This window comes from Streptomyces durocortorensis, assembly GCF_016901035.1.
Taxonomy (GTDB): domain Bacteria; phylum Actinomycetota; class Actinomycetes; order Streptomycetales; family Streptomycetaceae; genus Streptomyces; species Streptomyces durocortorensis.
On sequence record NZ_JAFEUF010000060.1, the window covers coordinates 28301 to 33447 of the forward strand.

4 protein-coding genes are annotated in these 5147 nt (G+C 73.9%); all 4 read left to right on the plus strand.

The annotated features are described in order from the left end of the window. Positions 1–491: 491 nt before the first annotated feature. Positions 492–1403, plus strand: a complete 912-nt coding sequence (gene hpnC / locus JS521_RS14475; protein WP_205083386.1) for a squalene synthase HpnC — start codon at positions 492–494, stop codon at positions 1401–1403. 29 nt (positions 1404–1432) lie between these two features. After that, complete coding sequence (gene hpnD / locus JS521_RS14480) at positions 1433–2353, plus strand: presqualene diphosphate synthase HpnD (RefSeq protein ID WP_205083392.1); 921 nt, start codon at positions 1433–1435, stop codon at positions 2351–2353. Positions 2354–2468: 115 nt separating this feature from the next. Further along, a complete protein-coding gene (gene hpnE / locus JS521_RS14485) occupies positions 2469–3854 on the plus strand; it encodes a hydroxysqualene dehydroxylase HpnE (RefSeq protein WP_205083387.1) in 1386 nt (461 codons plus the stop codon). Then, the gene (locus JS521_RS14490; protein WP_205083388.1) at positions 3851–4954 is read left to right on the plus strand and encodes a polyprenyl synthetase family protein; all 1104 of its coding nucleotides are present in this window, start codon (positions 3851–3853) and stop codon (positions 4952–4954) included. Before hpnE ends, JS521_RS14490 begins: the two co-directional genes overlap by 4 nt. Positions 4955–5147 lie beyond the last annotated feature (193 nt).

Here is a 5147-nt window from a genome sequence, read left to right on the forward strand (position 1 = left end):
GTCTAGGGGGGCGGTCGTGAGGCCCGGCCCCCCGTGGCATGGCCTATCGGCTTACGTGGGCGAGTGGGGCATGTAGCCCGCCGGCCCCCCCCGGGGCCCCGGCGGGTCCGGCCCGGGGGGGGCCGTGCGGTGCCCGCCGCCGGGCAGACCGTCCGCGGTAGGACCCCGGGGGCGATCTCCTCCCGGCGGATGACGTCAAGTCAGCCGTGCGAGGGGAAGGTTGACAGGTGCGGCCGGGACGCGGTGGCGGGCGCCCCACCCCGCCGACCCCCCGTGAGCTGTACAACGTAAGCTGGAGCGGTGCTGATTCATGGCAAGTAGGGCGATACGCCCCGGCACCGACGCTCTGCCGCAGTGCACTCGGAAGACTGAGCGGCGTGTCCGAAAAGGGTTGTTTTGGGTCAGCAGTGTAGAACGGGAGATGTGACGGCAATGACGGAAGATCTCCAGCTCCGACGTGGTTTCGCCGTCCCCGCGCCGGGTGGCCCGCAGTGACCTCGACCCCCGCGGCGCGCACCGGTGACGCCACCCTCGGCAAGGCTGCGGACGAGAACTTCCCCGTGGCGCCCTTCTTCCTGCCCCGCGCCTGGCGCGGGGACCTGATGGCGGTCTACGGCTTCGCCCGGCTCGTCGACGACATCGGCGACGGCGACCTCGCCCCCGGCGGCGCGGACGCCCACCACCTCGGCCTGGAGCCGGAGCAGAGCGACGACCGCCTCGCCATGCTCGACGCCCTGGAGACCGACCTCCATCGCGTCTTCGCCACCACCGGCCAGGAGTCGCACCACCCCCTGCTGCGCAATCTGCGCCCCACCGTGCGGCGCCGCGCGCTCACCCCCGAGCCCTTTCTCGGCCTGATCGAGGCGAACCGCCAGGACCAGAAGATCCGCCGCTACGGCACCTACGCCGAGCTCGCCGCCTACTGCGAGCTCTCCGCGAACCCCGTCGGCCGCCTGGTCCTCGCCCTCACCGGCACCACCAGCCCCGAACGCGTCCGCCGCTCCGACGCGGTCTGCACCGCACTCCAGATCGTCGAGCACCTCCAGGACGTCGCCGAGGACCTGGAACGCGACCGGATCTATCTGCCCGCCGAGGACATGGAGCGCTTCCGGGTCACCGAAGCCGACCTGGCCGCGCCCTCCGCCGGAGCCTCCGTGCGCGCCCTGATCGCGTACGAGGCCCAGCGTGCGAGCGACCTGCTGGACGAGGGCCCCCCGCTGGTGGGCAGCGTCGACGGCAGGCTGAAGCTGCTCCTCGCCGGATTCGTCGGGGGCGGCCGCAGCGCGCTCACCGCGATCTCGGCAGCCGGGTTCGACGTACTGCCCGGACCGCCCAAGCCCACCAAGCCCAGGCTGCTGCGCGAAGTGGGAATCGTCTTGCGAAGAGCGCGTGGAGAGAGGTGAGCCGGACCGTGGAGGGACAGACGACCTACATGTCGCCGCCGGTGCAGGCCGCATACAGTTACTGCGAAGCCGTCACCGGACAGCAGGCCCGTAACTTCGCCTACGGCATCCGACTGCTGCCGTACGAGAAGCGGCAGGCCATGTCGGCGCTGTACGCCTTCTCCCGTCGCGTCGACGACATCGGCGACGGGGAGCTGGACGCCGGGACCAAGCGGACCCGGCTGGAGAGCACTCGCGAGCTGCTCGACCGGGTCCGGCACGGCAAGGTCGAGGAGGACGACACCGACCCGGTGGCCGTCGCCCTTGCCGACGCCGCCCGCCGCTTCCCGCTCCCGCTCGGCGGACTCGACGAGCTGATCGACGGCGTCCTGATGGACGTGCGGGGCGCGACCTACGAGACCTGGGACGACCTCAAGACCTACTGCCGGTGCGTCGCCGGAGCCATCGGACGCCTCAGCCTCGGCGTCTTCGGCACCGCGGCCGGCGCCCGCGGGTCCGAGCGCGCCGCGGAGTACGCCGACACCCTCGGCCTCGCCCTCCAGCTCACCAACATCCTGCGCGACGTCCGCGAGGACGCCGGCAACGGGCGCACCTACCTGCCCGCCGACGACCTGGCCAAATTCGGCTGCTCGGCAGGGTTCCACCGCACGACCCCGCCTCCCGGGTCCGACTTCGCCGGCCTCATCAACTTCGAGGTCCGCCGCGCCCGCGCCCTGTTCGCCGAGGGCTACCGGCTGCTGCCGATGCTCGACCGCCGCAGCGGCGCCTGCGTCGCGGCGATGGCCGGAATCTACCGCCGCCTCCTCGACCGGATCGAACGCGACCCCGAGGCCGTGCTGCGCGGGCGGGTCTCGCTGCCGGGCCACGAGAAGGCGTACGTCGCGGTGCGCGGCCTGTCCGGCCTCGACGCCCGCCACATCTCCCGGCTCACCGCCAGGGGGCGGGCCTGATGGATTCCGGGACCTCCGGTCGCCGGGCAACCCTCCGGTGGCCCGACGCGTCACTGACTGCGACGATCTCCAGGGTGAGGACCCAGAGCGCCACGACCCGGCGGGAGGGGCAGGCATGAGCGACGATGGCCCGCGCCCCGTCGGCGTCGTTGTCGGCGGTGGCCTCGCCGGCGTCACGGCGGCGCTCCGCCTCGCCGACGCCGGACTCGACGTGACCCTCCTGGAGGGCCGCCCCCGCCTCGGCGGCCTCGCCTTCTCCTTCCAGCGCGGCGACCTCACCGTCGACAACGGACAGCACGTCTACCTGCGCTGCTGCACCGGCTACCGCTGGTTCCTCGACCGGATCGACGCCGCGCACCTCGCCCCGCTCCAGGACCGGCTCGACGTGCCCGTCCTGGACGTCGGCCGCGCCGCCGGGCCGCGCCTGGGACGGATCCGCCGCACCGCCCTGCCCGTACCGCTGCACCTGGCGGGCGGGCTCGCCGCCTATCCGCACCTGTCGCTCGCCGAGAAGGCGGCCGTGGGCCGAGCCGCCCTGGCGCTCGGCCGCCTGGACCCCGCCGACTCCGAGCTGGACCGGATCGACTTCGCCACCTGGCTGCGGCGGCACGGCCAGTCCGAGCGCGCCATCGAGGCGCTCTGGGACCTCGTCGGCGTCGCCACCCTCAACGCCACCGCCCCGAACGCCTCCATGGCGCTCGCGGCGAAGGTCTTCAAGACCGGCCTGCTCTCCGAGCCCGGCGCCGCCGACATCGGCTGGGCCACCGTGCCGCTCGGCGAGCTGCACGACACCCTCGCCCGCAAGGCCCTGGACACCGCCGGCGTCCGCACGGAGCTGCGCGCCAAGGTCGGCTCCCTCACCCGCACCGACGACGGCCGCTGGAGCGTGGAGAGCGCGGGGGAGCGGATCACCGCCGACACCGTCGTCCTGGCCGTGCCGCAGACCGAGACCCACGACCTGCTGCCCGCGGGTGCGCTGGACGAGCCGGAGCTGCTGCTCGACATCGACAACGCGCCGATCCTGAACGTGCACGTCATCTACGACCGCAAGGTGCTGCGCAGGCCGTTCTTCGCCGCGATCGGCTCCCCGGTCCAGTGGGTCTTCGACCGCACCCACTCCTCGGGCCTCAAGGGCCCCGGGCAGTATCTGGCCGTCTCGCAGTCGGCCGCCCAGGCCGAGATCGACCTGCCCGTCGCCGAACTGCGCTCCCGCTACCTGCCCGAGCTGGAGCGGCTGCTGCCCGCCGCCCGCGGCGCGGGCATCCGCGACTTCTTCGTCACCCGGGAGCGCACCGCCACCTTCGCGCCCGCCCCGGGCGTCGGCCCGCTGCGCCCCGGCCCCCGCACCCGGCTGCCCGGTCTCCAGCTGGCCGGGGCCTGGACCGACACCGGCTGGCCCGCGACGATGGAGGGTGCCGTGCGCAGCGGCGCCGACGCCGCCGACGCGGCCCTCCACGACCTCGGCCGCCCCCCAGGACATCCGCTGCAGGAGGCGGCATGAGCAGTACCACCGGAACAAGAGGAGAGTCTGTGACCCCGGCGAATCCGGCTTTCGACACCGTGGCTGACACCGCGGACGTCACCGCGCTTCTGGAGCGCGGACGAGCCCTGTCAGCGCCGGTCCTGCGGGCTGCCGTGGACCGGCTCGCGCCGCCCATGGACACCGTCGCCGCGTACCACTTCGGCTGGATCGACGCCGAGGGCCGGCCCTCGGACGGCGACGGCGGCAAGGCCGTACGCCCCGCGCTCGCCCTGCTGTCCGCCGAGGCGGCGGGCGCCCCGGCCGAGGCCGGCATCCCCGGCGCGGTGGCCGTCGAACTCGTGCACAACTTCTCGCTGCTGCACGACGACCTGATGGACGGCGACGAACAGCGCCGTCACCGCGACACCGTGTGGAAGGTGCACGGCCCCGCCCAGGCGATCCTGGTCGGCGACGCGCTCTTCGCCCTCGCCTACGACCTGCTGCTGGAGCTCGGCACGGCCGAGGGGGGGCGCGCGGCCCGCCGGCTGACCTCCGCCACCCGCAAGCTCATCGACGGGCAGGCCCAGGACATCTCCTACGAGCACCGCGAGCGGGTCACCGTCGAGGAGTGCCTGGAGATGGAGGGCAACAAGACCGGCGCCCTGCTGGCCTGCGCCGTCTCCATCGGCGCGGTGCTCGGCGGCGCCGACGACCGCACCGCCGACACCCTGGAGGCGTACGGCTACCACCTCGGCCTCGCCTTCCAGGCCGTCGACGACCTGCTCGGCATCTGGGGCGACCCGGAGTCCACCGGCAAGCAGACCTGGAGCGACCTGCGCCAGCGCAAGAAGTCCCTGCCCGTCGTCGCGGCCCTCGCCGCGGGCGGCGAGGCGTCCGAGCGCCTCGGCGAACTGCTCGCAGCCGACGCCAAGAGCAACGACTTCGACAGTTTCTCCGAAGAGGAGTTCGCCGCCCGCGCGGCACTCATCGAGGAGGCGGGCGGCCGCGAGTGGACCGTCCAGGAAGCCCGTCGCCAGCACGCGATCGCCATCGAGGCGCTGCACGCCGTCGACATGCCGCACCGGGTGCGCGAGCAGCTCACCGAGCTCGCCGACTTCGTGGTGGTACGAAAGAGATGATCACCTTCTCCATATGACTCGCAGTCGCGGGGGGGGGGGGGGGGGGGCCCCCCCCCCCCCCCCCCCCCCCCGCCCCCCCCCCCCCCCCCCCCCCCCGGCCCGGGGGGGGCCCCCCGGCCCCGGGGGGGGCCCCTCACGCAGGACCGGCGTGGGGATCAGACCTGGTCGGCCTTCTCCAGCGCGGTGCAGCAGG

Excerpts from the sequence above, each read along its gene's own strand:
- hpnD (WP_205083392.1), top strand. The coding sequence starts at position 1,433 with ATGTCGCCGCCGGTGCAGGCCGCATACAGTTACTGCGAAGCCGTCACC.
- JS521_RS14490 (WP_205083388.1), top strand. The coding sequence starts at position 3,851 with ATGAGCAGTACCACCGGAACAAGAGGAGAGTCTGTGACCCCGGCGAAT.
- hpnE (WP_205083387.1), top strand. The coding sequence starts at position 2,469 with ATGAGCGACGATGGCCCGCGCCCCGTCGGCGTCGTTGTCGGCGGTGGC.